This window comes from Vibrio sp. Makdt, assembly GCF_027587015.1.
Classification (GTDB): Bacteria; Pseudomonadota; Gammaproteobacteria; order Enterobacterales; family Vibrionaceae; genus Vibrio; species Vibrio chagasii_B.
Genome location: NZ_JAPPTH010000005.1, coordinates 43,879 through 69,548, shown reverse-complemented (window position 1 = coordinate 69,548; position 25,670 = coordinate 43,879). Strand labels below are relative to the sequence as shown.

The window sequence follows — 25,670 nt, the reverse complement described above, 5'->3', positions numbered from 1 at the left end:
GAGGAAACTAAATTTAGTTTGGATGGAACCATAGCGGTATTTATATTCATCGTTCTATATCGTCCATTCCATGAGAAATACTTTGGAAGTATTTTCAAAAAATAAGAGGTGATATTCATGGCTGCACCTAAAACTAATCAAAGCCCGACATATCAGAGATTCTGAACAATTCACTGTCGATGATTTTCAGCCAACAGATGAACAAGCCAAGAGGCTTGGCGTGTTAGTCGCAGAGTGGGCGCAATGAAAAGGCTTTTCCCTTAATACAACAGAGATAAACAAGCTGATAGAGCAGCTACAAAACGAGATTAGGGCAAATAGCTCAAAATAAGGGGATTTTGTTCGTGAAAAAGTATTTGGTATTTCAGTTGTCTATTGGGTTGTCTGCTGTTTTGTTCATAGACTGGTATTCAAGGGCGTTACCCAAAGCAGGCGAACCTCTACTACTGGTTACTACAATCGCCCAAGATTTGAAATCGAGTTGGCCTGTTGCTGTTGGGGCATTGTGTTGGTGTGCTTTTAGTTTTGTACTAACAAGGCGACTTTTTTCAAATCAAGTAGCTAGTGAAGAACTTTCAGATATGAGAAATGGAAGCGAATCAGATCGAGCGTTTGGGTTTGGAATCATATTTAATGTTATAGCAATTCTTTTATACATGCTATTTCGAAACATCAACCAGTTTTAGAGGGAATAGCGTGGCTAAACCCAAGTTTTCAGTTGGTCAGAGAGCGTTTGTTTCATCCCTGAACCCTAATCATAGCATCTACAAGAAGCAATGCTTTTTAGGGAGTGTGGTAACGATTATTAATGTCAGAGAGCAAAAAAACGGCTTTAGATACTTTATTCAACTTGCTACAGATAAACGTTACACCATGTTTATTCTCGAAAAGTATTTAGAACAGTTGACCAATCAGGTGCTAAGTCCAAGAGATAAAGCTAACCTACGTGTTAACCATGCTAGCGAAGTATTACAGTTTGATAAGGATCGTCTATCTATCCCTAGCGAAAAAGAACTGCTTTGGGACGCTTACCTGACTTTGGATCATGGCGACCATGACGAACGCTTGGCAATGTTGAGTAAATTAGAAAATTATTTTGATAAGGTCGGCAAGCCGCCAACCAAAAGTTAACGAGGGAAAAAGGATGCCGTCAGAACTTCACGAAGCACAGAATTTACATGCTATCCGTTGGATGAAAAAGCAGGGGTTCTCTGTGGTTGCTTCAAATATTCGAGCTGCTCAGTCTCGTGAAATCATCGATGCTATAGGCTTTCGTGATTCGTGCTCAATCGTGATTGAATCCAAGGTGTCTCGCAGTGACTTTCTAGCAGATAAGAAGAAGCCAGAACGTCAAGAAGGAGCGAAAGCACTTGGCACTTACCGCTTTTATATTTGTCCGGTTGGAATGATTAAAGCAGAAGAAGTATTACCACTTGGTTGGGGGCTACTCTATTCGGATGGTAAGCGAGTAGTCGAAGAATTTAAGCCTAAAGGTAATCACTGGCCTAGTGCGAACTATGAGCATTCAATTGGTGCTGACTGGATACCATTTCAGCATGAAGTTAATTCGAAAGCTGAACGCTCGATGCTATTTTCGCTATGTCGTAGGCTCGTATCTAATCAACCAATCGTCAACTAGAGGGAATAAGACGATGGATACTTTAACAAATTTGCTTTGGGTTCCTGGTATTGGTGTGAGTTTTTGTGTTGTGCTATGGGCCGCGTTTAAATCAAAACATAATCGAATAATTGCCTCTTTAGCAGTGTTGAGCCTGACAGTTTCTATAGCAGTATTTAATTTTGTTCCAAACCTACTCGAACATGACATTTTGAAATGGGTTTGTTTTGGCTCTCTCTTTTTATTTTTTATATTTACGGTTAGTTGGATGGTGTTAGATTTAAGCCCCAAGTACATGAAAATTTATAGGAAAATCAGGTAAAGAGGGGCGAATGTGAATAAACAAAAATTTTCAAATGATCAGGCTTACCGAGAAAAGGAAATTGAGAGAGGCACTTTACAACTACTCGTTATAACGATTATTGTCTGTACCCTGAGTTTTTTAGCGTTGATTAAAGGGGTAATCAACCCTCAGTTTGTTGCTGTGCTCATCTGCATAATTCTTCTCATATCTTCTTTACTTACGCACCTTTCACCTTTCGAAGTTGTTAGGGAGTTAACACGGCAACTAAATAGGGGCTTTCTTTATCTATGCCGTATCGTTAAACGCGACTTGTAGAGGGAAAATCTAACTATGGCGAAATGCTGTGTTAATCTGTCACGACTTACATTATCTACACCGCACATGAATTTTTCGGTTAACAACACGGTGAAGATTTCGCAAGAAAAATGCTGAATGAAGCGGTTATAACGAAGGCCAACTGTCAAGATGCTGTGCTCTTCCGGTCACTTAGCCAGTAGAACATTGATACAGTAAATCGTCTAACATGCGAGTAACGAAGAAAGTTATGCCTAAACCATTTATAAAAATTGTTGAGCAAGCGTGGTATTGCCACTTTCAAACAGAAGCTCCACACGCGGCATTTTCTAAGCTTTATTGGTGGTTTGGCTGTCAATTGCTGCGCTTACTTAAAAAATCGAAAAACATTGAAGTCGTGAACACTTACCACCCAGACGGTGATGGAAAAGTCGTGTTACTCGATCCTAAATAACCATCATCAACTTACAATACAGACAAGCAGGGAAAAGATTTATGAAAAAGACTGTGATTACAACAGCATTTCTAATGGCCACATGAATTGATGATTGCCCATCCAAATAAATCACACTCAGACAAAAAGGAAGGTACACGTTGTGAATCAAAAACAACAAATCTTAGATGCTATAACGGATAAACTAATGGATCATAAATTCGATCCTTCTGAACATAAAGAAACAATCAGTAAAATCCGTAGTTGGGAGTGTCGAAGGGAGGAAACAAAACACTTTGATACATACTCACTCATCGCATCAATACTGGCTTTGATAGTTGCATACTTTACTGCAGACTATCCAATTGAAATATTTTTTTACCTTCTACCATGGGATAGACATCCTGATTTTGGTCTTTCATGGTTAGCATCATTCTTGTTTGTAGCCGCCATTTTATGCCAGTTAATCCGCGTTATTGTAGACACCATTCGCTTCAAAGGTTTAAGTGAACCATCGTTCGACGAAGTGCAACTGGGGAAAAGCAAGAATATAGGAATGTGGATCACTGGTTTACACGAAGGTAGCTTCCTCTACGGGTTAAATATTCTTAACGTTATAGATAATCCATTGATTTTTGCAAAACTTCACACAAGAGAAAAAGTCAAATCAGCATTGTATTTCACTCTTTGCGAGCTCGGGGATGCCGAACAGTGCTACGAACTGGCATTACGTGCAAAAGGATTGGACCTTGAAAATGAGTATTACGTGGCTCTGCAAGCCGCACAATCGAAAGGAAGCTATAAAGCAGCTAAAGATTTATCAAATATCAGTACACCTATAGCCGGTTCTAGTGGACTAATGTTGGCAGGGGCAGCTTTGAGTATCAATACGTTGAATGCCGAATCTATCGATTAACAAAGGAGTAAAGAAATGAAGGCACAGCAAGTTCAAAGAGACGTAAAGGGTATGTGGCTCCATCCAGATCTACCGCACTGGGGGGAAGGGACGTCTAGTGTTCAGGTTAATGATTGGTTAGCTAAATCAGGATTAACCCATCACATCGTATTAATGGAGGGAGAATACGGGGAGCAATGGGCGAATGGAATGCTTGAAAGCTGCTCAGCATGGGAACCCGAAACTGATGTTCAAGGAGCATTTTTAGTCGGTATTTGGGAGACTGATGATGGTGTCGTAGCAATGTTCGCATCTCCACTTAAATTCGAGATACCAAAGCAAGTTCATTTAGATGCATGGGTCGCGGAGTACGCCCGCTTAATGATCACCCAGTGTCATTATGGCCTTACAAGTGCTATTGAAATGGGAATGGCTTCTCTAGAAAACGTAGATTACGACATAACAGACTATTCTCCATCGGAAGCTGTAGATCAAGAAATTGCTGCAATGCGAGACTGTTGCTAACAACTGTCACTGATAAACGAGTTATATAGACTACACATAAATTAACGACTTACGTATACCCACTATCCAATGATTAAGGTAGCTACATGAATCAAGATAACAAACGCATAATCACTGGGAAAAGTCCCAGTGGTTCTAAAAGAATCTTAGAGGTCAATAATTCATCAGAGGGCACTACTAACCTCTGGGTTAGACCTCCAAATAGTAAAAATGGCTTTTATATCACTGTACCTACTAACGAATTGATAGATGCAATACAATCCGAGTAATAAATCATAGGGCGGTCTATCTGAAATTGCCACGAGAGTCCTTAGCGATACACAATCTAAACCAAGGAGAGTTAAAACAGCGCAACTATTGGGTGCTGCTTTCGCGGCTATTTTATGTAGACTTTTTCTCTGTATACATTTTCAACTGATGGATTTTCAGTGACTACATTGATAAGTCTTTCTATGACTTTACTAATGCTAACCCTGGCTCTAACTGGTATCGGGTTAAGTTGTAGGGATACATTTTTTCATGAGTCGGGACTTCGTGCGAGTAGGTATCTGTTTCTACATGACAATTATAAGCGTGGTAGTCTTCATGTACTTAGAAGATTTGACCATTTTAATTATTCAAACTATCAGTTAGGCCGACTCTTTACCAACACAATAAGCTAAAGCCCTTAACGCTGGTAAAGACCGACGTTTAGACACACGATCCATTGGTTACAAACTCAAACCACTTTAGTAAACAAAGGAGCCTCCAATTTAAAAGCCTGAACGGGGCTGAATAATGACCCGCATCACCAAATTTGGATTCGGTCATCATCCAATATTGATCCTCGTTAACGAAAGGTTCACTATATTACCTCTCCTAGTGTTTTTTCGTGGTAATAATTATTTGTTGAGGGCTTGAATTCTTCTTAATGCAGACCTTCTTCGATACTCGAATCGACTCCCTCTTCAAAAAATAGGACGCTTTTAGCCAGAACTTCTTGTTGAGGAAGCAATTTATAAATTGTGATAAAATACTGAATTAGTTCTAAAATTTCAAAACTCGTCCCCCCCGAGTTTCAAAACACAAATAACAGGTACAGAAAGATGCAATATCCGGTAGCTATTCAGATAGGGACTGATCAGTCCATTATGGCAATTGCTGCAGATCTCAAACACTGTGTAGCGTCAGGTACAACTTACGCAGAAGTCATGGCGAAGATAAAAAAACAGTTAGAAGTAATGATTGCAGTAATGTTGTTCAATGGAAATGAGATCCCTTTTGCTTCTACAATCGATGAACACATTTATAACCCAGAATTTTCAACGGCATCATGGTGCATCATTGATGTCGACCTCGATGAATCTCTTGGTGAAATGCAAAAGAAAAACGTTTCAATACCAGTCGAGTTGCTTCGTATTATTGACTCAACAGTTGAGTCGTCATCTCAATATCGCGATCGTTCCCACTTTCTTCAAATGGCAGCGATCACTGAGTTAAACAACTCACAAAGGTTTTCAACCATAAAATTAAATAATTGATCGTCACTGTTATGATCAACTGGATGGCCAATAACATGAAATAAAAACTTAAAAGGTAATTTGTGACTATGAAACAGCTAAATCTCAAGTATTTAGGTCTTTGTTCCCTCTATCTTTCTCCGTGCTTTTTTAACGCCCTTGCAGTACTTTTCAACAACAAGATCTACATGTGGCCAGTAGCGTTCTACTTGGTGGGTTTCATTGTGTTTTCATGGTTTAAGCCAAGTCTGACAATGATACTAATAACTTTTTCGGCATTCATTACTGTAGGAGCTCTTCCAACTCCAAAAGAGTTGAACCTTTATATCGATTGGCTTGCCCCGGAGAAAGTCCTTATTTACGTTGCAAGCATTGCCAGCCTGATTGCAGGGCTTTTAAAGCACATGGACGATTTAACAAGTGACTAAAAATACGTTCACTGATCGACAGTGGTGAAAAAGCTCTCATTACCATGGACTTGGTATCATCACATCTTCCTAATAACCTTATAAACCTAAAAACAACTATGACATCAATTATCAAGAATATCGCGGCCCACCAATTGGTGCGCAACGAAGAAACCGGGGAACTGGTACTAAATATCCGACATGACTTATTACCCTCAGGAGCTTCAACAGAGAGCTTAATTCATGAGCTTCACCGAACATTCGCTACAAAGCAAAGTAAAGGCTATGCGGTTTTCAAAGAAGACAGCTCCGTTAAATCCCTCTTGAGCGATTACCAGATTAGTAATTTGAACTACTATGACTTCGCAAAATCAAGTGCGCAGCAGTTGCATAGCGAACTCATTAAGTACCCATTTGGTGATTCAGGTTTACTGATCATTGCTGAGTACCAATCTTTAGCCACTGACTACTTACTGCTTTGCATCATTCCCGTCATGCAAAGCTTAAAAGCAACCGAAGGCCTTGATATCTGCTCAACTGATTATTTGGATATTAGTAAGATGGATGTCGCGGCGCGAATAGACCTTACGGCCAAAGATACGCTTGTTAAAAACAACAGGTATATAACTTTTTTAAAAGGAAGGGTGGGGCGGAAAGTTTCAGACTTCTTCTTGGACTTTTTACAAGCTGAAGTACTTGTCGACGCAAAAATCCAAAACAAGGTTCTTACTCAGGCTATTAGTGACTTTTGCTGCGCTCAAGAACTTGATCAGGCTGAAACCGTGAACCTTAAAAAGCAAGTTGCAGATTACTGTTCAGGCCAAGCTAAGGGCGGTGAAGACATTGTTATGACGGAACTATCAAACGAACTGCCTAATGGCAATGAAGGAGCAAGCTTCATTGAATATACGCAGGAACAAGGTTACGAATTGGAAGATCAATTCCCGACAGATAAAACCACCATCCAAAAACTCAGAAAATATATCGGTGCTGGTGGCGGCTTAAAAATCAGCTTTGATGCTCAATTACTTGATGAACGGGTGTTCTACGATCCTGAAACTGAAACACTAACGATAAAAGGGATACCCCCTAATTTGAAAGACATGCTAACTAGAACACAACAATAGTATTCAGTTTGTGCGGTATCACATCGTTCAAAGATACCGCAACACACACGAAAACCTTACCGTCTTCAGCATTAAACGTTACATAATCAATTCTACATTAATGGAAATTATCAAATGACTAAGTTTTACGAAAGTCCGATAAAGTGGGCCTTTAACAAAGTTTTTAAGAAAGAGAACCCCGGCACAAACCCTGCATTCAATTCAGCGTTTAATATAAATTCTCAGCAAACAGCCAATTCAACTGCTGGATCTGGAGGAGGCGGTGCTTCCTCAGTTAACAAGTCCCGTTTACTCGCGCCGATAGCATTGTTTTCTATGGTATTCGTTTATTTACTAAATTCAGTGTACTTCGTAGATGAAAAGGAAAATGCTGTTGTTTTACTCAATGGTAAATACGTAGAAACCCGAACTGCTGGTATCCATGTTTTGCCAGCACCTTTTTATTCAGCTGAAGTTTATGATACCGAAACAATACTAGCTCTTTCGGTAGGTAATGAATCTCTAACAGTTGAAGAGGATTTAGCGTTAGTCGGGTTCACTTTGCAATATAAAATTACTGATGCCTATAGATATTTCATGGCCTCTGGAGATAGCTTATTAACCTTTGAATTATTCCTGGAATCTTCCGCTAAAGCAGTTATCGCAGATATGACTTTAGACGATGCCTTAACTGATAAGCGACCTGTTGTTAAAGCCTTGGTTGTTGCAAATATTAACAAGCACGTCAACGTTGATACCTACGGTATAGATGTTGTTGATGTCACTTATGAACTATCGAGAGCGCCGGATGCCGTTCAAAATGCTTATAAAAAAGCAGTTACCGCCCGAGAAGTTGCTCAAGGCATGGTTAACGATGCTGAAAACTATCAAAATGGTGTAATTCCAGACTCTGAAAGTAATGCAAAAAAAATTGAAGACAAAGCCAAAGCATACGCTAAACAAATGATTGAAAAAGCTAATGGTGATGTGGCCGGATTCAATGATTTGCTCCCGCACTATAGAGAGTCACCAACAATTACCAAGCAGCGCATGTACTATGCAGCAATGGCCGATATTCTGAGGGACAAGAAAAAAGTCATTTATGACTTGAATGATTCTAGCTCCAACCAATTGAACCACTTAGATATTAATCAACTACTTAAGAAATAGGACCGCTAGATGAAGAAGTTAAATATTGCTGTAATCACCCTTGGGATGCTGATTGCCCTTGGCTCTATCGCATTGTCTATGTTCTCTTTCGTAGTCAACGAACATCAAATCGCCTTCCTTCAGGATATGAAGAAAATAGTTCGCGACGAAAACGATCCCGAAAAATTTAAAGTGTATAGTCCGGGTCGACACTTCCACATTCCGTTAATTCAAAACCCGAAGTACATTGATACTCGAGAAAGAGTTTTTGTACTTACCGACACATTCGTAACCAAACAAAAGAAGACAATTCAAGTTGAGTACTTTGTTCCCTGGACTGTCGACGACTATCAGAAGTTTTACCTTGCTAGTCGCGGAAACGATACTACGGCAGAGAGACAAATGAATAGAAAGCTTAACGAAGCTGTTAGAAACCAAATCGGTAAATATAAAATACTTGAAGTATCAACCGGCACCATTATCGCCCTAGAATCTGAAGATAGTGACTTAGAATATTCTGAAGTTATCAGCCCTGATTCACGAAGCTACAAAGAAAAAATCGTTGGTAAGAGAGAGCAGATATTAGAAGATGCCTACAACGCTGTTAGCCCAACAGTAAATTCGGATCTTGGGATTCAATTGGCGTCCGTAGAATTCAGTGAAATAAACTTACCAAAAGATGTAGCTGAATCAGTGTATGACCGAATGAGAAAAGAACGAAATGGTGTAGCAACAAAGTTTATAAAACAAGGTGACAAGAAAGCTAAGGCAATTCGATCGAACGCCGACCTTACTGTAAGCAACAATTTATCTGTGGCCCAAAACAAAGCCATTAAAATCAGAAAGAAAGCGGATGCGGATGCTGCTAAAATTTATGCCGATAGTTATAAATCAGCTCCAGAGTTCTACGAGTTTTACCTTGCTCTAGAAACTCTACCGAGCACTTTCACCTCTGAAGACGTATTCCTGTTGTCAACCGATAGCAAGTTCCTAAGTCATTTGAAAGGTGACTTTAAATAACAGTTAATAAGCCGGCGTTAGCGCCGGCTTTTTCATACATAGATTAATAACAACTATAGTGTCGCATTCAGCCCCATTAGGCGCTACTTGATTGACCTGAGCATTCCATATATTATGATTATAAAGTTTACCTAGCCGAGTAGGTATGCTTCCTCAAAATTCTATCTCGCGTGGGCTCTACCACTATATCTAAATCTTTTTAATATCTTCCTCAAGATGGTTTATCAAAGCCACAACAAGGTTTTACTAAACCCTCCTTAATTCTATCTTTATAGATCACTGCCACCAGCAGCATTAGCTACCAGCTAATTGCTTACCGTATCAGCGCGCTCTCAACGTGAGGAAAAATCGAGATCAACCAAACGCCTTATGGCATAAAACATAGAACCCTGACGGGCTACACAGCCTGTCTGAGTAGCTTCGTTCGTCGTTCAACCAACAACTAATGGAGCTACAACCATGAACCAAGTACATTTATTCACAAACCCAACTCAAAAGCCTGATGTTCAACCAAAACGCGGAGACATAGTAATCCCACTCTCCGGTTTGAAGATTGGCCAACATGGCATGATTGACACCTTCTATCACGAAAATGACGACGACCACACTACTACCATAAGTATTGGTTTTCACGTTAGCGCATACAAAGTAGAAGGGAACTTTAACAGCGTTCAATGTTCTGGAGGTCCATTTACGGGAACTACTCACGACCAATTAACACTCATCGGCACAAAACAGCAACAATTCTGGGATTTCAGAAACGGTGCAGGTGCTGGTATGGGGGTTCAATACACTGAAGAAGTTAACGTATGGACATACAAACCGACGGAAGAACTTAGAATTTGCCTTAACCGATCATTCGATTCCTACGAAGCAATGATAAGTCACGATAAGACAGTAAGTGAAAAGGCCAGCATCATACAAACAGAGGTTCAACAGACAATCAAAGCAACCAATGAAGTAGACTTTTATAAAGTTTGTCGCGGTGGTTATTTGATTACTGATAAGAAATCTGATTGGAGTAATGGTTTTAATACTGACTACAAGTTCAAAGTTATATTTAGTTCTTACAATCGCAATCAACACATCTGTATTGCAGAACATGAAGAACCTGTCGGTTGCGGCTACCTGTACACAGGAGATGGTTTTGCATTTCGTAACAAGGTAGAACTAAACGCATTCATTGAAGCTTATAATTTAACAATTTCTGACATACGCGGCCCATGGGACCAGTTAATGCTTATTCCAAACATCAATATTGATGAGTGGAAGCAATTGAATATTACTGCCCTCAAAGCCCCGACATCAGCTTAACCAACTCATTACCCTCACAGGGCTCTACAACGCCCTCATAGGGATAGTAGCGCCCAATCAAAGCTTAAAAGGAGCTACTATGACTAATGTCACACTGATAACAAATCCAGACCATACCATTATACCAAGAGTAGGGGACATCCTCGTTCCACTCTCGGGTAACCAAATTGGCAAACATGGCTTAATTGAACGTATCTACAGTGAATCAAACACGATCTCTGTTGGTTTCAATGTTACGGGAAATAAAGTACCAGGTGAGTTCGATTTCTTAACTTGCTCGGGCGGGCCATTCGACACTACAAGCGTGGACCAACTGCAACTAATAGGCACTAAAATCCACAAATTTTTAGATAGTCGATTAGTGACAGGAGAGAATCGCTATGACAAGTACGAAGAAACTGTCAATGTTTGGGTTTACTGGCCTAAAAATGAATCTTACCCATCTTTGAATCGTTCATATGACACCTATCAAGCCTTTCTTGATAGCGAAGCTGAAATGTACCGTTTAAGAGCAGAGCTACAAAAAGAAGTCGACGAGCTCAAGGGCAACCTTGATCATGCTTCTGCAATCGTTAGAAATGGCTATGAAATTTGTAGTTCACGACATCGATTCTTTGAAGATAGATCAGCAAATCGTATCTTCGCAGCTTACGCATCAAACGAATTAATCATCATCAACAAGTATCGTACACCAGAAAGGTTTCAATACGGTTGTTGGGATGGTTTTTACTTCAAGGATTTAACCGAGTTGAATTCGTTTCTTGAAGCATATGCTTTTAATGAAATTGAGATCGACGAAGAATATGGCACTTACCGCCTTACTCCAAACCTCGATGTATCAACGTGGCTACCATTAAAACAAGTAACCATGAACTCAATTACAGAAGCGTAGAAAACACACACCTTAAAGCACTAACTCGCCGAAGGGTGGTCAGTGATTTTTCACAAAACTAAGGAACGAACATTGAACTCAAAAATCGATGCAACCTACGACTTTATTAGCGAACTACAGAAAATGACATCTAGTGCAGAACCCGACTACGGATTCACTGAAAGACAGCTTGAAATATTGGCTGAAAAATCAGGCGTTGGTGTTGCGGAATTTCGTGAGTGCTTTTTTATAGCTCTCAATAAAATAGCAGCTAATTAAAGACCGATATAAAAGAAGCTCATACTGTATCAGTTCTAACATAGTCATTTGATGATTAGGTTATTTGAACGATTGTTGCGTATGGACACACCCTAAAACTAACAACCAAACCAACCCTATCAGGGCATTAACTCGCCCCTGACAGGAGAGTAGTGCCCTTATTCCCCAGCTATTTTAAGGAGCTACTCATGTTTAATCAAAACCTAGAACAACAACTTAACGAATTATCTATACCGGTCAAAACAATCGATCCTTCATCGGTCGTCACTGTTGACCCCAAAGAGGAAGACTCTCCATGGGAGGTGTCTATTGGTAGAATTATAAACCTTTTAAAGTCAGGCTACAGCTTGTCTTTGGGATATAGTTCTGGTAAAGATAGTACTTGCGTCCTAATTATTCTGCTTGAGGCTTTAAAACGCCTTGTTGCGGAAGATTACGCTAACATCCCGCAATGTTATGTTTTAAATAGTAACACGGGGCGTGAAATGCCATTGATTGACTCTTACGCAGAGTGGTCTCTAACGCAAATCACAGTGTTCGCAGCTAAGAATCGTTTACCTGTACAAGTGCACCAAGTTAAGCCTTCCTTAACAGGATCGTTCAACTATTACTGCATAGGTAGGGGTAAGCTTCCACGCTTTGCCGGGCAAACTCACGATTGCGCAATTAGTGAAAAGATTCAACCTCAACAGAAACTCGTTAAGAAAATCGAACGAGAAAGCAACAACGAAGTAATAACCCTTCTAGGTACTAGACTTGATGAATCAGCTGCTCGTAAACGCAACATGCAGAAGTTCAGCATGGACGAAGTATCAATTGTAGAAGTAGAAGGTCGTAAGACATATGCCCCAATTGCAAATTTTGAATTGGACGATGTTTGGGAACTTCTTGCAGGCTGCGTTCAGCACGATCGTAAACCTGCTCGTATCTACAACACATTTACTCCTGACTTCGATGAGCTAATGACGCTATACCGTGATGCTAATGATGGTGTTTGTGGCGTTATCGTAGGCGACAAAGCTAACAAAAGCTCTTGCGGTTCCAGATTCGGTTGCGCCTGGTGCACCGTGACGGGTGAACGCGATAAATCCCTTGAGTCAATGCTAGAACAAGATGAAGTTTATAGCTTTATGCGACCTTTCGTAGCATTTCGTAAATACCTGATTAATATTCGGTTTGATATGAATAGAAGGGATTGGCGCGGTAAGCGGATTGACCATGGTTTCATGAAAGTACTCCCTGATTACATAAGACCTACCGAAAAGAGAGCGCTGCTACGCTTTCTTATCACGATGGACGTTATGGAAAAAGAGAGAGCTGCGAAGCACGAGGAACTGTATTACGCTGGAAAAATTGAAAAAACTCCTCTTAATGAACTGCTTTGTGATCCTATGTTCGAGAACATTACTCAAGCAGACATACTTGGCATAGATTTTGTATGGAGTTTGAACCGCGACTTTGAAAGCGCGAGTCCGGCTGCTCGAGATTACTTAGCGATTCATGAACTAGGGGAGCGATATTTCATTCCAGATGTACCGCGAGCTGAAAGGATCATTATCCCTAAAGCCCGTTGGTTTGATGTCACTCAGTCAATGCCACAACCTGAGGAAATCCAAGGTCTATTACCGGCAGGTATGGATCTAGATGACTTAGAATTGGAGTATTCTGATGAGATGCATGTAACACCAGCATCTGGCTTTTGCTACGTCAACGCTGTTCGAGAGAACTTCTATGACCTAAATAAAGTCGATATATCTGAGACTTGTAGGGCGGCATTGCGTAACGATTGGATTCGCATTCGTAAGTCAGACCTACTTCGTTACGATGCCATCGCAAGGCGACACGACTATATCCTCCGCTTGTTTAAGCAAGAACGACCGCAAAAAGAAAATCATTGGGGCGACCTAGTGATGATGAATGTTCATGAATTCTTGATTGAGAATAGTATTTCTCAGGATGAATTTGAAATTAATCGTAGCTACCTTCAACAACAAGAACTGGCCGATGAATATTCGATGGACCTTTTTGGTGTTGAGACTGTAGTAGATGCGATGAATGAACTTAATAACAATAAACCTAAAAAGGGGACAACTGTTCCTGAAACAACCGTAACGGATGTTAGTACATACGAAATGGCCGCAAACCAAATTAGCATGTTCTAACAACTTTCAACCATAGGGCTAACTATAGCCCTATGGTTATAACTGCCCTTTAACCATTACTCACAATTAGCAAGTTGACTCATTTGTTGATTCAACTAACTGAAGATTAGTAGCACTGAGAAATTGATTAGAGATATCAATGAAACTAAAAATTAAAGACGAATTCGGAAGTGAAGGGTGGCTTATCCTCATTGACGAATCAAAAAACAATCCGTTTAAAATTGAAGCTACCGACGGCTCTAGTCATTGGTATTGCTCAACGATAACGGCGATTTAATCACTTAATATGTTAGGACCATCTAAGTCACTCGCGTAACTCATCCAAGTTAAGCCGGTTACACGGAGGGTGGAAGGACATATTAAAGGTGGAAAAATCTTGATTTCCCTTAGGGCATTACATTTGCCCTTTGGTAATTGTGGCGCCTTACATACAAGGACCTACAAATGACATCAGGACAATCAATCCTATTTCGTAAGCACAATGCAATTAGCAAAGAGAACGCCGATCAGCAACTAGTATTACTTGAATCCAACCAAGGGTTTTACAATGCTGTTGCTGATCACACGTTCATTCGGCTAATCCGCACGCTAGATCGGGATCAAAACAACTTACATACCTATCATGTTGAAAGAGACTTTAAGGTCAAGGATCTTAAGTTACCTTACAAACTTTGGAATCGTTTAGCAGTTTGGTATGTAAACACGACAAACAAACAAGAAACCCACTCAATTTTCAATCCAAACCATTTAGGTTGGGAAGCGGGAGTGATGGTTTTCAAGTTTCGCGGCCAACACGCCTACAATGTTCCTTGTTTTGCAACATTGAACAAAGAAGCTATCAATGGCTGGTACACATTGTTCATCTACAACACCAATGGTGTACACCATAAAATCCGAGCAACATCCATGCAGATTCTTCGTTTGCTCTCTGAACTCAATTTTCAAGTATCAACTGAAACTGAACTCGAGACATTTAAGTGGAATCTAAGTGAGGTTTGTAACTTAGATTTTCGCGAAGAACCTCAAACGGTCAATTGTCAAACAATGCTAAGTTCACTAAATCACTCAGTACTATCTGTAAGTGGCTTTTGGCAGCAGATGATGACAGAACTGATTAACAGCTATAGTGCTTACCCATCTCACGACGCACAACTTGCGTTTTTTGATGCCGTAGGTGCTACAAAGTCCAATTTACCGGGACGCCAATTAAGCGATCACCTACTCGAATACGCTTTTTGGGAGGCGCTGTTCAATCACCATTAATACTTACTCAATCTTACCCTTTACTCGCACCAAGCAAGTAAGGGTAGGGTTTATTAAAAGGTTGTTACCACTGCCTTTCAATAAACCCTACCTTTCAATTTATTTGAACACTGCCACCAGCAGCATTAGCTACCGCTAAATGCCAACCGTGCCAGCACGCTCTCTACGTGGGTCAACTGAGAAAATGCCTATGGCAATAAACAAACAACCAACCAAACCTGACAAGGGAACTTACTTCCTTGAAAGGTAGTAGTTCTCAAAGTCTGCATTAGGAGCTACATAATGAAATTTATCTCTAAATCCAAAACAGCCTTCAAGATCAGCATCATGTCTCCATCTGGCGAAATGATTTACCGAACTATAGGCTTCATCCGCATAGGCGAAGAACAAGCTCAAAGAGAGGCAATAAAGACTCGTAATGAACTAGGTTCAGAAGCATGGGGAGAATTTTGGCCACAAATCCTCAATGACCCCAAGATTTTAATTCGTTTACCCAGCACCACAGAACCAACATTGCGAGAAGAACATGACCGTTACGGCAACAAAACCCTTCTGTATCGCGCAATGTGGAGCGAATGGGACGAAGAAGGCAATCGCAAGCGAAAGTGCTTAAAGCGCTCTGTAAATGCACATGGCTACGATGGGGCGTATGAAATTTGTAGATCGGCTCTCATGAAGGCCTATCAAGTATACATACCACTAATCGAGTTTATGAAAAGCAATGGATCTGAGCGGTTTATTAATTTCGAAACCTAAACCTAAACCTAAACCTAAACCTAAACCACTAAAGCTATAAATCTAGGAGCTTCAAATGCTAGACACTAATCATTACCTGACGATAACAGCAAGAATGCCACGATACCTCGTAGAGTTACTACAGGCACAACTGAATGGTCAACCAGCAGGTTGCTATCAGTTGATAATTGGCGATACAACAATGTGGCATGAACCAGTCAGCATTATTGTAGATAAACTTGAAGAAGAATATGACTCTGGACTTGAACTATACCAGCTTATTCGCTACTCAAACTTTCGCTTTGATGGAGACGATAAAGTTCAAGAAACTCTTGCGTTCGATACCTATAAAATGGAAGAGCACAACTTAGATCAAGGCATATTGTCATTTGATGAATTTTCGGAATCTTTCGAAAAACTTCAACTGGAATTACAATCCTCTGTTAGCGCTATAAGTAATGAAATTCTAGATGTGATTTCTATACGAAAACTCAAAAATGAAGAAAGAGTTAACAGTCAAATACCGGGAAACACATATCTACTAGATTCAATCGTTATAGGCAACGATCAAAATATTAAGTGGAACAGAAAGTACTGAAAAGAAACAGTTATCAGCGAGGCTAGCCCTGCTGATAAGCTTGATTCTTCTAGGATCATTAACAAGAACTTAAACATAAAGATGAATCGGATATCCAGTTACATTACGATATTTTCATCAGAGAAACTGAACCTCTCGATTGAGTGAGCAAGGCAAGATCATTGACTACTCGTTCTTGAAGTGGCCGGTGCCTCTTCAGACGTCGGTTCTAAATATATAAGAGCTTACCCTTTAAACTCAAATCATTTTGATTAATACAAACCACTGAACAGACGTTTAGTGGTTTTTTTTTTGTGATTCGCAAACTGGAAGAATGTTGGGATGAATTGGACGACTAATGTATACTTCGTCTAAAATGTTATACCAGCTTTTTGCTAGGGTCCCACAATAGAGTGAAATAGATACCAGAGTATTTATGAATAAAATCCCACTGTTACCACTAACGAAGAAAAAACTCTCCGACCTCTGTGTAGAAACAAGATACGTATATGCTTTTGGAGAACGCTACGAAATACCGAAACACGTCAATGCTGTAGATACAAGCAGCACGCAAGGATGGCAACTCAGATTTTCTCGCAGAGAATATCCAAAATTTAGTAAATACCTCCAACGTTCCGACAAACTCAATAGATCACACACAGATTGCATAGAGTCCCTATCTCAGTTAATAATTCAAAAAATGAGCAGTGGGGAACAAACCTCCAGTGAAAAACTTACATTAACTCAGGATAAGCCCCCAATTAATTTGACTCTGAACGGTGCTGGCTATTTGCAACTATCAATGCACCTATTTGGATACACAAGTAAATTTCCAAAACAAAAGACCGTTTCGGCTTATGTAGGCAACCAAGAAGATGGAATGCAAGACAGGTTGAACAGAGCAAACATTGCTCTGGCAGGGTTGTGGGAGTGGCGAAGACAAAAAACTAAAGAAGTCGGAATAACTCGTGCAAGAAGTCTTCAGCTACCAGATGACTGGAGCGCATTCTATTCATCAAAAGCTAGCCTTCCAACATTCAGCAAAGAAGCGGCCTTACAGTTGTTATCAGAAACAAAACAACCCGAGAAAGCCAACACGGACTGATATCGGATACCAAGACGAAATCATAGGCACTTATGCATCAGAAGGGCTGGGTGGGAAGTTAATTCACGCTATTGATAGAAGTCAGTAAAGTAAAGAGAGTAAAACCACTATGCCAGAAAACATTCAAATATTTTTACTTATGGTGCTACCAATTGCCTTGTGGTGCGTAAGACCCAAAGGGGACTTTTCTAGAACAGCTAATGCTAAAGAGAAGTCACGCATAATTGAAAGGTGCGAAGGAAACCCAAGTATAATTGAATACGTAGCTCTACTTGAAACCTTTGGTAAAGAAGTGATTTGCGAAGTAAAGCTAAAAGAAAACGAACCTGTGCGAGTTGGTTCTGGAGTAGCAGCAACTGATTCTTGGCTGTACCTCAAGTCACTCCAAGCTAACAGCGATTTACCAGAATACCTTTCGCTAAACAAGAAGGATGCCTAAGTGCTAGACCGTTTAGACAAGATTCCGACACCTAAATGAAAGCTTGAAACTCGACGGAAATACTACACCTTAAGTTTACTGCGTTACCCATACTTAAATGCAGAAGATATCTGCAATTAAGGGTTATTACACAGTGCATAAAAATCGGCCATCCAAATTAAAAAAGTTGGGCTAAATGACCAAAAGAACAATAAACGCTGGTGGTCTACAGTACCTATCAAGAATCTCAACTTGCAAACACATCGTATCGGTAGGCGGATTACTTCTGGTCGATGCAGTCAGAAATGGCAAACGAAAATCAAATTACATTCTATTTAAGGTCCATCGAAAGATGACAGTTTCGTGATCAAATTTTGTACAAAGCCATTTACAAACATTTCATATTGAGTGATCTTATAATTGCTTCAGCCAGAAGCATCCGCAACTAAAAGAGTCCCAAATGAAAAAACAACTCCAATGCATATTGGTGGTTTGCATAGGCTTAACTGGATTTCGATCAGTGGACCGCGAATACGCATTTATGACAGACGCCATTATTGAGGCAGGTACCGTAATTCCTGTTGAGGTAGGGCTGCAATTTGCTATCACTCCACGAATTTTGCTAGGTAAAGTGCCAACAAACTGCATGATTTCCTATACAGCCCGGTATAGTGGAAATTCAGATAGGATGATGATTGAACCTGATATTTTGCAGTGCTCAGGCGAAAGTAAAAAGCTCTATGGCTACATCATCGATAATGACGACGGCAGGGGGATCAAGGTGGTCCCAGGCTTCAACAATGAAACATTGTACGAAAACAGGAAATTCAAATTAGTCGTTACAAAAAGCCTTAGCTTGTCGGGCGTAGTCATTAATTACGAAACCCAAAGTTGAGTTGCCATAGAAAAGTAAAAAAGGATACGCCTAGCCAGGTCGCACAACTTATACTCATTGAGTGGCCATTAAATGAAACGAAGCGTGCATACTTTATCAATAACAAAAATCGAGAATACTAGAACTCATGATCAGCATAACGGACAATCAAGGATTCGGCATTAATATTGGTGTCGGTGTAGGCTTCGCGCTCTACCTAGCGATTAGACGCATTGATTTCAGCAAAGACCCATTTTTATTGCAGTTTTCCATTTCAATTTGTCTTTTCGTCTACGGTGTTACATTGCTGACTAATAAGATTTGGTTAGTACAGCTTTTCGCTGCAGCGGTTACCCTTTACTCAGCCCATAAAGCGTTTGTTATTGTGGCTAACTACTGGGAGGAAAGAACTGTTCGCAATGAAATAAAGGCCATAGCGCATAACCATAACTTAGACATTGCTGAGGTAACCTTACGATTTGAAAATATTTTTCACCGAAACTCACAGGTTGGGAGTATGGATAGACTTACCGCGCTTCGTAAGCTTTATGGGAGTGAACCAGTGTAAGCTTGCTCATGCGGCATTTACTCAGCGTCCTTTAAATGGATCAACCAAACCTGAATGGATCACTGTCGCTTAAATCACATGATGAAAATGCACTCTAAGCACTTGCTTTACCACACCAAATCAAAGACAGACGCATTGAAGTTTTGATCAGATGTGATAGTCTATTTTTGACCTCAAATTCGGACCATAGACGTAAGCGCCGCTGCCGTGGCATAGTCAGAGACATTTCATAGAGGTTTTTGATGCACATTGCTTGATGACCCAGACCAACCAATGACTCAGGAACAATTGGAGGAGGTTGGGTTATCAGTGTTGAAGCATCACCCTGAACTAGAGCCGCACTATTCAACTAAGTTTTTAGGGCTGCAATTTCAATACTATGATGACTCCTACCACGGATTAGATTCATTCGATTACGAGTATTCGGTGTGCACAGAGCGATGCAACAAGTTCCCCATTGCCCGTTCACTATTGATTAGCGCAGTTCGCTGACAGTGGGGATGGGCTTCAGTGGTAGCAAGCCTAAAATTAGTTCTTAAGAGCCCACAGAGGTCACAATTAAAAAGGTGTAGGATGGAAGTTGTTTTTATTATTTTCTTTGAATTCTTTCTATATGGAGTAACTTACTTAACCGGCGCTGTCACCTTAAAAGTTTTCACTCTTGGCAGGTACAAAATATCACGTCATGAGTGCGACTATAAAGCAGAGTACTTAGCTTTATTTGTTGGCGTTTCGATATGGGGCGGAGTTGGCCTCATCGCATGGCAATACTTCATATCCACTCAATAATCCAGCTGGACCGTCAGACCTTACAATCTGCGGAACATCCTTTATCACCTCGCGCGTGAGTGTACCGAACGGCCGGCATAGGTCAGTAAATAGACTGTTAGTTACTTGATTGACAGTAAAGGTTGATCAACTTCTTGGACTTAGCCTAGAACACTGTATATAAGTACAGCATGGTGAAGTATGATGAAGTTCATCCCTATTAAAGCGAACGCAGGTATAACCGGATTTGAAAGCCCAGCGCAACTCTATTCCGAATTCGCTCTAAGTCTTGATGACTTACTCGTAAGCAAACCTTCAAGCACATGGCTAGGAAGAGCTACCGGTGACTCCATGGTCAACATTGGTATTTTTGATGGTGACTTACTTATTGTTGATCGTGGTGCAGACGCTATCCAAAATGACATCGTTGCATGCAACTTAAACGGTGAGTTTTCGGTCGTTCAGATCGACATCAATCAAATGAGCCTAGTGCTTGCAAATCATGGAATGACCCCCGTAAAAATAGTTGAGTTAGACACGTTCACTATGGAAGGCATAGTGATAAGCAGTGTGCGCCTCCACCGAATCCGCACAAAGATGACCGAATCAACTCGTTTTGAAATCCTACCTCAAGAGTACAGAAAGCTGAATAGCAAGATTGACGACATGTTAATTCATAACCCTTCTAGCACTTGGCTTGGCATCGCCAATGGAGAGTCGATGATCAATGTGGGCATTTTCGACGGTGACTTACTAATCATTGATCGCAATGAAAAAGCTACACAAAATGATGTGGTTGTTTGCAATTTGAATGGAGAGTTCACTGTCAAACTACTCGATATTCAAAACAAAAGCTTAGTTTCGGCCAATCCAAGAATGAAACCCGTACCCATTTCAGAGCTTGATATACTCTCTCTGGAAGGCGTTGTGATTAGCAGTATTCGACAACACCGAAGCTTAACCCAGATGGCAGTTGCCAGATGATAGCCTTGGTCGATGCAAATGCCTTTTACGCCTCTTGCGAAACCGTATTTCGCCCTGAATGGAGAAGTAGAGGTGTCGCCGTACTAAGTAATAACGACGGCTGTGTCGTTGCCTGCAATAGAAAAGCAAAGGCTCTGGGAGTCCAAAAATGGAAGCCGCTATTTCAGCAATCTGTACTACAGAGTAACGGCACCGCCGATAGCCAAGGTGTTATTTTTGTATCATCAAACTACGCTTTATACGCAGACTTAAGCTTGAAAATGATGGATGTAATTGGAGAGTTCAGCCGGACCAACACGTATATAGCATCGATGAAGCGTTCCTAGATTTCAAATCCTGTGAAAAGGCCATACCAGACCTAAATTCATACTGTGCAGAGATACGAAAAGCTGTGTGGAAAAGGGGTCGTATTCCTACATCAATAGGTGTAGGTGAAACGCTAACGATCGCCAAAATTGGGTCACACATTGCTAAGACATCTCGCGAATGGAAAGGTGTATGTGTAATCGAAACAGAATCAGAACGTAAACGCCTACTAAAATCTGTTCATGTTAGTGATGTTTGGGGTATTGGTAGTAGGTTAACTCGCCACCTCAAGCATATGGGGCTCGAGAACGCACTCCAATTAGCTAATTCAGATCCGAAGAAGATGCGAAAGGAATTCAGTGTCGAAATGGAAAGGGTCATTCTCGAACTCAACGGACAGCAGGCAAAAGCTTGGGACCAAAACGAAGTGACAAACAGCAGATATTCTCTACACGGTCACTAGGGGAGAGGGTCACACAAATCGAACATCTTTCCAAGCAATTGCGAAACATGCAGCTATAGCTTCAGCCAAGGCGCGTAAACAGCAATCTCTCGCAATGACAATGACCGTGTTCGCATCTACATCTTCTTTTGACAAAGAACCTCATTACAGTAAGAGCGTCACAATTAAGCTCGCATATCCAACGGCCGATGCAGGAAAAATAGTAGCAGCGGCTACTAACGCAGCCAAGCAAATATTTAGGCCCAATGTTCGTTTCTACAAAGTAGGGGTAGGACTCACTGAGCTAACCACAGCCAAGTACGAACAAACTGACCTTATCAACCAAAACCCTAACAACAAAAGTCTCATGACGGTTCTCGACGGGCTTAATACCAGGTTCGGGAGGGATACGCTTTTTCTCGCGGCACAGGGGATTCAAGAAAAATGGGAAATGCGACGGTCAATGTTGACCCCGCAATATACGACAAACTGGAAAGACCTGCCCAAACTGAAATGTAGCTAATCACACCCAGTTCAATTTCGGTCGGTATCGAAAACGACTAACTTACTTGAAGCCCACCACAACAGAGAGCAACCGGTTAATGGTGGCTTAAGATGGCAAAAGTAAACATGTCAACTTTGTGTAGAAAATAAAATATCTATTTATTAATCAGAGATATAAGCTGTTATCTCACGCATATCGCAAACTAAAACTTCTAAAAACATAATGAGTAAAGTCATGAATAAATTATCGGTTGTTCTGGTGTTAATTATTGGCATCACTGGCTGCAATTCTGAAGACGTTAAAGCCACAGGCAATAATTACCACACTGAATCAATTGAACCAGCGAGCAACAAAGAGTTAGACCTCGAGCAAGATTTCAAGAATTCGATTGCGAAATATCAATCTCAACAACGCAAAACAGTATCCATGGCTTCTGGCTTCGGTAAATGGGTAGCTGAAAACAACATCGACTTAAGTAACAAAGAAGAAGCATTGATAAAGTTTAGGGAGTTCGCCTTTGAAGAGTATGGGGTGGACACAGAAGTTGAGTCTGCCAAGCTGGCTAAGTATAGAGATGAAATGTTCAATCACTCATTTTTGGACATAACGGTAGACCAATCAGAACTATACAAGTAGGTCACTGAACCCAAAAACTACGAATAATTGGCAAGACACTCATTCTCATGACGGCAGTGCCACATCAACCCATAGCTGGGTAACTCTGATCGCCAGTAGCAACAAGCTAAGAAAGTAATCTGTTTGATATCGTGCGACCATGTTCATCAGACAGGTTACCATCATGAAACCGGATTTAAAATCAACCCTGCTAGACATCCAGCACTGGACAACGAAACTATCACTACCAACACTTAAAAAGATCGAGACACTTCAGAAAGAATTGATGGAGCACGTCTATGAATATCAAACAACCATTACTGAAGGCGGCATTCCGCGCAAAGCAATAGCTGATAAGCTTGGTTATAGCTCTAAAAACGCCATTACCCGTCGCTTAGGTCAACTGGTTCAACTGAACTATCTTCAGCATCAAGTAAAAAACACACGCTACGGTGTAATCCCTTTAAGCGCCTTCAAAATTCCCGTGTACATGGAAAGTAATTGGGAGAAGCCAATCACCGAAGCAATTGTTGATACACGCATGTTCTCAAAGCCCCCTCATTATGCAATTCAACTTACAAAACAACACGGTCAGCTAGGCGGCACCGGAACCATGGTCATCTTGCACAAGGGCCTTTATGCCCCTAAAGGTGGAACGCGCGCTGTAATCAGCCGCAATCTAGAAATTAACCAATGCACTGAAGATAGCCGATTACGTGGAGTATTTGACAGCATTGTTGTAGGCACTATCACACCGTTGAAGCAAGGTTAGAAAAATTGAAACAAGACCTTACATTGCAAAACAAATCTACAGAGCACCTGCTATTTACCTCAAGGATTCATTGAGTAGCCTTGCGGAAAGTATAGATGGACCAATTCAAACGTAACTCCTCATTTCTGCCCTGTAGTAATAGCCCACTAGCTTTATGTTGATTCAAATGAATCAACTTTAGTGAGTCAAATTGTAAGTTGATAACAATCAACATACATGTATGATTAATACTATCTCTCATATCATATTTTTTACTATGCTATCGATTACAGCACAATTTTTCTGTGCCTGTATCGCATCTATGTTTATCGAGTACCGAAAGCAACGGAAAGACAAGAAAAATCACCACAGCAAAGTGGTAAGGTATCTTCAATTCCGACAAGCTGATCGAAAATGTAGCGTGCAAGATTACTTACAGGTAGAAGAATACGTTGGTAAATATTACCAGGGCCAACTTCTGATCAACTATATAACGACCTTTGAAAATAGAAAAAAGGAAGCAGTCGACATTTACGACCTTATTCTGTTTGTTAAAAACCCCAAAAAGATGTCAAAGAAAATAGGCATCAACGTTCAGTAACTGGTAATGGTCAGTGATCATATGCTATTTTGAAAATGACCTTGCCAAGTAGGTCAACCTCAAACGAGAGGTAAATAGTCTATTCCAATCTTGCGTGGGCTCTAAAGTTATGCCCGATAGGCTTTACCAAAGTGCACTGCAAAGTAACATCTTGAGTAAACCCTATCTTCTTTCTATTACTAGAATCATTGCCACCAGCAACATCAGCATACGCTGAATGTCTACCGTGCAACATGCCTCAACATGAGATAAAACCGAGACTAAATGCCTGAATAGGCCAACACAATCAACATTTCTTAAACCAAAACTAGGACTAATAAAGTTCTTTCCTAATGGGTACCTACAACCGCCCATTAAGGGCAGTAGTACCTTCAAAACTTCGGAGCTACTTCAATGAACAATTTATTAACGTTGACACAATACCTAGCATCTAAACAACAAAAAGACTTACTTAACGCTCTCGAACCGTATGATAATTCGGGCTTATCCGTAGAGCATTTAGAAGAAAGACTAACTCAATTCATACCAACTACCACATTGTTTAAGCTTGCCATCAAACATGAAGACCAACTGCTCCTTAATGAAGCACTTTGGCGCGACATGCTTTGGAGCTTTAAACTACATCTTCGCAACGCAAAGGCACTCGATGAAATAGCAATACTTCCTTTTCATGGTTCCCGCCTCGCGAGAGATGGCGCTAAGGTACTCGTATCTTTAACTTACGTAGATGATCAATTCAATTCGGTAATCGCTACAGAATTGAAACCTGACGGGGTTCGTGTATCCACACACTACGAAACCTTCACAAGTGCCGCACAGCAAACATTTGCTCTTGGTTTTCGTGAGGAGTCAGATATTGGTACCTACAATAGACTTGAAGAAGAGTATTCGTTGGTATACCCACAAACTACGAAAAACTATCACTTCAAAGGCGAAGGGCTTTCACCGAATAGCACTAACCTAGAAAACCTTTGGCGTCATCTTTATCGCAAGTTCGTTTTAGATCGTTGCACTTCAGATATGCCTCAACAACTACAACGCCAGGAGTTCGTTCGCTATGTTCAACATAACTTAGTTCAACATGGCATTGATGACCATACAGGCATTTATATGCCTTTAAATCACTGGTTATTTATCTATAACGAATACACGTCAACTACAGAAGGGGAGTGATCATTATGTCTTGCGAACATTGCGAAGATGGATTGATATGTACAACCGGATGCATCACGAAAGGTCGAAAGATTAATTCAAATGCACATCGATACACATCAAAACCACG

At 40.6% G+C, this 25,670-nt stretch carries 28 protein-coding genes and 2 pseudogenes; all 30 read left to right on the top strand.

Annotated features, from left to right (window positions below):
• The first annotated feature begins 344 nt into the window (after window positions 1-344).
• Window positions 345-686 (top strand): hypothetical protein, encoded by a 342-nt coding sequence (locus OH460_RS07745; RefSeq protein WP_269996364.1) that lies wholly within the window; start codon window positions 345-347, stop codon window positions 684-686.
• Window positions 687-696: 10 nt separating this feature from the next.
• The gene (locus OH460_RS07740) at window positions 697-1,131 is read left to right on the top strand and encodes a hypothetical protein (protein ID WP_269996362.1); all 435 of its coding nucleotides are present in this window, start codon (window positions 697-699) and stop codon (window positions 1,129-1,131) included.
• A gap of 13 nt (window positions 1,132-1,144) precedes the next feature.
• Window positions 1,145-1,639, top strand: a complete 495-nt coding sequence (locus OH460_RS07735; RefSeq protein WP_269996361.1) for a hypothetical protein — start codon at window positions 1,145-1,147, stop codon at window positions 1,637-1,639.
• Between the two features lie 13 nt (window positions 1,640-1,652).
• Window positions 1,653-1,940 carry a hypothetical protein gene (locus tag OH460_RS07730; protein ID WP_269996360.1) on the top strand — a complete coding sequence of 96 codons (288 nt, stop codon included), beginning with the start codon at window positions 1,653-1,655 and terminating at the stop codon, window positions 1,938-1,940.
• Window positions 1,941-2,466: 526 nt separating this feature from the next.
• Window positions 2,467-2,670 carry a hypothetical protein gene (locus OH460_RS07725; RefSeq protein ID WP_269996359.1) on the top strand — a complete coding sequence of 68 codons (204 nt, stop codon included), beginning with the start codon at window positions 2,467-2,469 and terminating at the stop codon, window positions 2,668-2,670.
• Window positions 2,671-2,812: 142 nt separating this feature from the next.
• Window positions 2,813-3,565, top strand: a complete 753-nt coding sequence (locus tag OH460_RS07720) for a hypothetical protein (protein ID WP_269996358.1) — start codon at window positions 2,813-2,815, stop codon at window positions 3,563-3,565.
• A gap of 15 nt (window positions 3,566-3,580) precedes the next feature.
• Window positions 3,581-4,069 (top strand): hypothetical protein, encoded by a 489-nt coding sequence (locus OH460_RS07715; protein WP_269996357.1) that lies wholly within the window; start codon window positions 3,581-3,583, stop codon window positions 4,067-4,069.
• Between the two features lie 1,085 nt (window positions 4,070-5,154).
• Complete coding sequence (locus OH460_RS07710; RefSeq protein ID WP_269996356.1) at window positions 5,155-5,589, top strand: type II toxin-antitoxin system HicB family antitoxin; 435 nt, start codon at window positions 5,155-5,157, stop codon at window positions 5,587-5,589.
• Window positions 5,590-5,657: 68 nt separating this feature from the next.
• Complete coding sequence (locus OH460_RS07705) at window positions 5,658-5,996, top strand: hypothetical protein (RefSeq protein ID WP_269996355.1); 339 nt, start codon at window positions 5,658-5,660, stop codon at window positions 5,994-5,996.
• A 98-nt stretch (window positions 5,997-6,094) separates the two neighbouring features.
• A complete protein-coding gene (gene yejK, locus OH460_RS07700; RefSeq protein WP_269996354.1) occupies window positions 6,095-7,102 on the top strand; it encodes a nucleoid-associated protein YejK in 1,008 nt (335 codons plus the stop codon).
• Window positions 7,103-7,216: 114 nt separating this feature from the next.
• A complete protein-coding gene (gene hflK / locus OH460_RS07695) occupies window positions 7,217-8,251 on the top strand; it encodes an FtsH protease activity modulator HflK (RefSeq protein ID WP_269996353.1) in 1,035 nt (344 codons plus the stop codon).
• A 9-nt stretch (window positions 8,252-8,260) separates the two neighbouring features.
• Window positions 8,261-9,250 carry a protease modulator HflC gene (hflC, locus tag OH460_RS07690; RefSeq protein WP_269996352.1) on the top strand — a complete coding sequence of 330 codons (990 nt, stop codon included), beginning with the start codon at window positions 8,261-8,263 and terminating at the stop codon, window positions 9,248-9,250.
• Between the two features lie 459 nt (window positions 9,251-9,709).
• A complete protein-coding gene (locus OH460_RS07685; RefSeq protein ID WP_269996351.1) occupies window positions 9,710-10,564 on the top strand; it encodes a hypothetical protein in 855 nt (284 codons plus the stop codon).
• 79 nt (window positions 10,565-10,643) lie between these two features.
• The gene (locus OH460_RS07680; RefSeq protein WP_269996350.1) at window positions 10,644-11,456 is read left to right on the top strand and encodes a hypothetical protein; all 813 of its coding nucleotides are present in this window, start codon (window positions 10,644-10,646) and stop codon (window positions 11,454-11,456) included.
• Window positions 11,457-11,528: 72 nt separating this feature from the next.
• Window positions 11,529-11,714 (top strand): hypothetical protein, encoded by a 186-nt coding sequence (locus OH460_RS07675; RefSeq protein ID WP_269996349.1) that lies wholly within the window; start codon window positions 11,529-11,531, stop codon window positions 11,712-11,714.
• Window positions 11,715-11,902: 188 nt separating this feature from the next.
• Complete coding sequence (locus OH460_RS07670; RefSeq protein ID WP_269996348.1) at window positions 11,903-13,876, top strand: phosphoadenosine phosphosulfate reductase family protein; 1,974 nt, start codon at window positions 11,903-11,905, stop codon at window positions 13,874-13,876.
• A gap of 444 nt (window positions 13,877-14,320) precedes the next feature.
• Window positions 14,321-15,139 (top strand): hypothetical protein, encoded by an 819-nt coding sequence (locus OH460_RS07665; protein ID WP_269996346.1) that lies wholly within the window; start codon window positions 14,321-14,323, stop codon window positions 15,137-15,139.
• 282 nt (window positions 15,140-15,421) lie between these two features.
• A complete protein-coding gene (locus tag OH460_RS07660; RefSeq protein WP_269996344.1) occupies window positions 15,422-15,895 on the top strand; it encodes a Fe3+-citrate ABC transporter substrate-binding protein in 474 nt (157 codons plus the stop codon).
• Window positions 15,896-15,950: 55 nt separating this feature from the next.
• Window positions 15,951-16,472: a hypothetical protein gene (locus tag OH460_RS07655; RefSeq protein WP_269996342.1), complete on the top strand. Its 522-nt coding sequence runs from the start codon at window positions 15,951-15,953 to the stop codon at window positions 16,470-16,472.
• 415 nt (window positions 16,473-16,887) lie between these two features.
• A complete protein-coding gene (locus tag OH460_RS07650) occupies window positions 16,888-17,556 on the top strand; it encodes a hypothetical protein (RefSeq protein WP_269996340.1) in 669 nt (222 codons plus the stop codon).
• A gap of 109 nt (window positions 17,557-17,665) precedes the next feature.
• A complete protein-coding gene (locus OH460_RS07645; RefSeq protein WP_269996338.1) occupies window positions 17,666-17,995 on the top strand; it encodes a hypothetical protein in 330 nt (109 codons plus the stop codon).
• A gap of 439 nt (window positions 17,996-18,434) precedes the next feature.
• Window positions 18,435-18,869, top strand: coding sequence for a hypothetical protein (locus tag OH460_RS07640; RefSeq protein ID WP_269996336.1), 435 nt, complete (start codon window positions 18,435-18,437; stop codon window positions 18,867-18,869).
• 127 nt (window positions 18,870-18,996) lie between these two features.
• Entirely contained in the window at window positions 18,997-19,416 is a 420-nt protein-coding gene (locus OH460_RS07635; RefSeq protein ID WP_269996334.1) for a hypothetical protein, read from the top strand.
• 972 nt (window positions 19,417-20,388) lie between these two features.
• Window positions 20,389-20,769, top strand: a pseudogene (locus OH460_RS07630) (LexA family protein); the annotation flags it as partial.
• A 12-nt stretch (window positions 20,770-20,781) separates the two neighbouring features.
• On the top strand, window positions 20,782-21,168 hold the full coding sequence (locus OH460_RS07625) for a LexA family protein (protein ID WP_269996896.1): 387 nt from the start codon (window positions 20,782-20,784) through the stop codon (window positions 21,166-21,168).
• Window positions 21,165-21,937: pseudogene (locus OH460_RS27415) on the top strand (Y-family DNA polymerase). The gene OH460_RS07625 and the pseudogene OH460_RS27415 overlap by 4 nt, the downstream one beginning before the upstream one ends.
• On the top strand, window positions 21,918-22,439 hold the full coding sequence (locus tag OH460_RS27410) for a DUF4113 domain-containing protein (RefSeq protein ID WP_443088678.1): 522 nt from the start codon (window positions 21,918-21,920) through the stop codon (window positions 22,437-22,439). The pseudogene OH460_RS27415 and the gene OH460_RS27410 overlap by 20 nt, the downstream one beginning before the upstream one ends.
• A gap of 216 nt (window positions 22,440-22,655) precedes the next feature.
• Window positions 22,656-23,057: a hypothetical protein gene (locus OH460_RS07615; RefSeq protein WP_269996332.1), complete on the top strand. Its 402-nt coding sequence runs from the start codon at window positions 22,656-22,658 to the stop codon at window positions 23,055-23,057.
• Between the two features lie 163 nt (window positions 23,058-23,220).
• Entirely contained in the window at window positions 23,221-23,808 is a 588-nt protein-coding gene (locus OH460_RS07610) for a hypothetical protein (RefSeq protein WP_269996330.1), read from the top strand.
• A gap of 973 nt (window positions 23,809-24,781) precedes the next feature.
• Complete coding sequence (locus OH460_RS07605) at window positions 24,782-25,561, top strand: hypothetical protein (RefSeq protein ID WP_269996328.1); 780 nt, start codon at window positions 24,782-24,784, stop codon at window positions 25,559-25,561.
• Window positions 25,562-25,670 lie beyond the last annotated feature (109 nt).

Coding starts and splice junctions, on each gene's coding strand:
- OH460_RS07735 (WP_269996361.1), top strand. CDS start 1,145: ATGCCGTCAGAACTTCACGAAGCACAGAATTTACATGCTATCCGTTGG.
- OH460_RS07730 (WP_269996360.1), top strand. CDS start 1,653: ATGGATACTTTAACAAATTTGCTTTGGGTTCCTGGTATTGGTGTGAGT.
- OH460_RS07725 (WP_269996359.1), top strand. CDS start 2,467: ATGCCTAAACCATTTATAAAAATTGTTGAGCAAGCGTGGTATTGCCAC.
- OH460_RS07715 (WP_269996357.1), top strand. CDS start 3,581: ATGAAGGCACAGCAAGTTCAAAGAGACGTAAAGGGTATGTGGCTCCAT.
- OH460_RS07710 (WP_269996356.1), top strand. CDS start 5,155: ATGCAATATCCGGTAGCTATTCAGATAGGGACTGATCAGTCCATTATG.
- OH460_RS07705 (WP_269996355.1), top strand. CDS start 5,658: ATGAAACAGCTAAATCTCAAGTATTTAGGTCTTTGTTCCCTCTATCTT.
- yejK (WP_269996354.1), top strand. CDS start 6,095: ATGACATCAATTATCAAGAATATCGCGGCCCACCAATTGGTGCGCAAC.
- hflK (WP_269996353.1), top strand. CDS start 7,217: ATGACTAAGTTTTACGAAAGTCCGATAAAGTGGGCCTTTAACAAAGTT.
- hflC (WP_269996352.1), top strand. CDS start 8,261: ATGAAGAAGTTAAATATTGCTGTAATCACCCTTGGGATGCTGATTGCC.
- OH460_RS07685 (WP_269996351.1), top strand. CDS start 9,710: ATGAACCAAGTACATTTATTCACAAACCCAACTCAAAAGCCTGATGTT.
- OH460_RS07680 (WP_269996350.1), top strand. CDS start 10,644: ATGACTAATGTCACACTGATAACAAATCCAGACCATACCATTATACCA.
- OH460_RS07670 (WP_269996348.1), top strand. CDS start 11,903: ATGTTTAATCAAAACCTAGAACAACAACTTAACGAATTATCTATACCG.
- OH460_RS07665 (WP_269996346.1), top strand. CDS start 14,321: ATGACATCAGGACAATCAATCCTATTTCGTAAGCACAATGCAATTAGC.
- OH460_RS07660 (WP_269996344.1), top strand. CDS start 15,422: ATGAAATTTATCTCTAAATCCAAAACAGCCTTCAAGATCAGCATCATG.
- OH460_RS07655 (WP_269996342.1), top strand. CDS start 15,951: ATGCTAGACACTAATCATTACCTGACGATAACAGCAAGAATGCCACGA.
- OH460_RS07650 (WP_269996340.1), top strand. CDS start 16,888: ATGAATAAAATCCCACTGTTACCACTAACGAAGAAAAAACTCTCCGAC.
- OH460_RS07645 (WP_269996338.1), top strand. CDS start 17,666: ATGCCAGAAAACATTCAAATATTTTTACTTATGGTGCTACCAATTGCC.
- OH460_RS07640 (WP_269996336.1), top strand. CDS start 18,435: ATGAAAAAACAACTCCAATGCATATTGGTGGTTTGCATAGGCTTAACT.
- OH460_RS07635 (WP_269996334.1), top strand. CDS start 18,997: ATGATCAGCATAACGGACAATCAAGGATTCGGCATTAATATTGGTGTC.
- OH460_RS07625 (WP_269996896.1), top strand. CDS start 20,782: ATGACCGAATCAACTCGTTTTGAAATCCTACCTCAAGAGTACAGAAAG.
- OH460_RS07615 (WP_269996332.1), top strand. CDS start 22,656: ATGAATAAATTATCGGTTGTTCTGGTGTTAATTATTGGCATCACTGGC.
- OH460_RS07610 (WP_269996330.1), top strand. CDS start 23,221: ATGAAACCGGATTTAAAATCAACCCTGCTAGACATCCAGCACTGGACA.
- OH460_RS07605 (WP_269996328.1), top strand. CDS start 24,782: ATGAACAATTTATTAACGTTGACACAATACCTAGCATCTAAACAACAA.